The organism is Streptomyces glaucescens (assembly GCF_002154375.1).
Lineage (GTDB): Bacteria > Actinomycetota > Actinomycetes > Streptomycetales > Streptomycetaceae > Streptomyces > Streptomyces glaucescens.
Genome location: NZ_MUND01001026.1, coordinates 1 through 2,290, shown reverse-complemented (window position 1 = coordinate 2,290; position 2,290 = coordinate 1). Strand labels below are relative to the sequence as shown.

Below are 2,290 nucleotides of genomic sequence, written 5' to 3'. Positions count from 1 at the left end.
GTGCCCCTCGACATCGAGGGGGTCGACGCCGTGTTCATGGGGCAGCCGGTCCGGGTGACCAGCTTCTCCGCCGGGGACTTCACCGCGCTGGCGGAGGCGGAGGGCCTGGAGGTGCTCCGCGCGGAGGAGAGCGTCTTCACGCCCGCCCACCCCGAGGCCGTACCCGAGCCTCATCTGTTCCTGTACGCCCGGCGCGCCTGACACCGCCCGCGGCGGGACGATGGCCGTGACGCCTCGGGAAGGGGTCCGGTCATGCGGGAGACGGCGATCGTGGAGGCCCCGTCCGTGCTCGGGCTGCGGCCGACCGGGGTGGAGGAGCTGCCCGCGGCCCTGCTGGACGCCGGGCTGGCCGCCCTTCCCGGTGCGGTACGCGCCGGGCGGGTCGAGCCGCCGTCGTACGACCCCCGGCGGGACCCGCACACCGGGGTGCTCAACGCGGCCGGCCTGGCGGAGTACGCCGTACGGCTCGCGGACGCCGTCGGCGCCGTCCTGGACGCCGGCCGCTTCCCGCTCGTCCTCGGCGGCGACTGCAGCATCCTGCTCGGCAACCTGCTCGCGCTGCGCCGCCGGGGGCGGCACGGCCTGCTCTTCCTCGACGGCCACACCGACTTCTACCAGCCGTCGGCCGAGCCGGCCGGGGAGGCGGCCTCGATGGAGCTGGCCCTGGCCACGGGCCGCGGCCCCCGCCCTTTGACCGATCTCGAAGGGCGCGGGCCGCTGCTGCGGGACGAGGACGTCGCCGTGCTCGGCTTCCGCGACGCCGACGAGTCGGCCGGGGCGGGCATGCAGCCGCTGCCGCCGGGGCTGTACGCGGTCGGCCTGGGCGGGGTCCGTGCCGTCGGCGCGGGGACGGCGGCACGGCGGGCCCTCGCCCGGCTCGCCCCCGTGCCGTACTGGGTGCACCTGGACGTCGACGTGCTCGACGACGCGCTGATGCCGGCCGTCGACTACCGGCTGCCCGGCGGGCTGTCGTGGGCCGAGCTGACGGAGGTGCTGCGCACGGCGCTGTCCGGCGGGCGGGCCGTCGGCCTCGACGTGACGATCTTCAATCCGCGGCTCGACCCGGAGGGCGCTCTCGCGGCCCGGCTCGTGCGGTGCCTGCTCGACGGACTGGGCCGGGCTGGCGTGGGTGCGCGCGGCTGAGCGGGTGCGCCGGGGTCAGCCGAGCGCGCCGAGCAGCTCCTGGCACGCCTCTTCGCAGGAGCGGCATGCCTCCGCGCACAGGCGGCAGTGCTCGTGCTGGTCGGCGTGGGTGCCGCACTCGTCGGCGCAGGCCTTGCAGGCGGTGGCGCACGCCTGGAGCATCGCGCGGGTGACGTTGGCGTCGTAGCCGGTGTGCCGGGAGAGCACGGACGCCGTGGTGGTGCAGATGTCGGCGCAGTCCATGTCGGTGCGGATGCACTTGGTCAGCTCCCCGACCATGCCTTCGGAGAGGCACGCGTCCGCGCAGGCGGTACACGCCTGGGCGCAGGCCACGCACTCCTCGATACACCGGGTGAGCTTGGCGCGGTCGATCTCGCCGAGGTCGGCCGGATAGGTGGCGAGCATGTCCTTGACCGTGGTCATGGGCCCTCTCCTCTTCAGGCGGGCGGGCAGTCGGACCCTTGCCGACTAGCCGCCGTCGGCCCAGGCAAACACGCGGGCGCCACCCCCTTCACCGGTGGCGGCCTCGGCCCGGATACCGTCGGGGGGATGCCGGACGGCGGGGAGAAGGGACCGGGAGTGCGGGCGAGCCGATGCGCGCGGACGGGCGGCGCCTTCGGGCGGCTGCTGCTCGTCGTCGTGCTCGCGCTCGGGGTGTTCGTGATGCACACCCTCGGGCATCCGGACGACTCGTCCGGCGCCGCCTCGCACTCCGTGTCCCACACGCGGACGCCGGGGCACAGCTCGGCGGACCATCCGTCGGACCCCTCGGCCCCGCCGGCTTCCCACGGGCCCGGCATGGCCATGGACATGGGTTCGCTGTGCCTGGCGGTCCTGCTCGGCGGGTGGGTGCTCGCCACGCTCCTGCGGGCGGCGCTCGCCGGGCGCCGGGAGTGGTCGGCCGGGCTGCTCGCCCGGATCACTGTCGTACGGCGCGCACATCCCCCGCCACGCGGGCCCGATCTCACCCGGTTGTCGGTGCTGCGGCTGTAGGCCGACGCGCACACGCGGGGGCGCCCCTTGCGGCCCCGCGACGTCGCGTAGGCCGAGAACGGCCTGCGGAACAGCACCGAACCGACATACGAGGTGAGATCCACCATGACTGCCTTCACGCGCGCCCCGCGCCGCACCACCGTCCGCCGCGGCG

Annotated in this window: 3 protein-coding genes and 1 pseudogene; 3 read left to right on the top strand and 1 reads right to left on the bottom strand. The window is 75.5% G+C overall.

Going from position 1 to position 2,290, the window contains the following annotated elements:
• Together CCN42_RS40320 and CCN42_RS40315 are read left to right on the top strand one after the other, a co-directional pair.
• Positions 1–201: pseudogene (locus tag CCN42_RS40320) on the top strand (SAM-dependent methyltransferase); the annotation flags it as partial.
• Positions 202–252: 51 nt separating this feature from the next.
• Positions 253–1,143, top strand: a complete 891-nt coding sequence (locus CCN42_RS40315) for an arginase family protein (protein ID WP_086742047.1) — start codon at positions 253–255, stop codon at positions 1,141–1,143.
• 15 nt (positions 1,144–1,158) lie between these two features.
• Here CCN42_RS40315 and CCN42_RS40310 read toward each other — a convergent pair whose 3' ends face one another.
• On the bottom strand, positions 1,159–1,566 hold the full coding sequence (locus tag CCN42_RS40310; RefSeq protein WP_086742046.1) for a four-helix bundle copper-binding protein: 408 nt from the start codon (positions 1,564–1,566) through the stop codon (positions 1,159–1,161).
• Between the two features lie 126 nt (positions 1,567–1,692).
• Here CCN42_RS40310 and CCN42_RS40305 point away from each other — a divergent pair, with 126 nt between their 5' ends.
• Positions 1,693–2,136 (top strand): DUF6153 family protein, encoded by a 444-nt coding sequence (locus CCN42_RS40305; protein ID WP_245877700.1) that lies wholly within the window; start codon positions 1,693–1,695, stop codon positions 2,134–2,136.
• Positions 2,137–2,290: the final 154 nt, after the last annotated feature.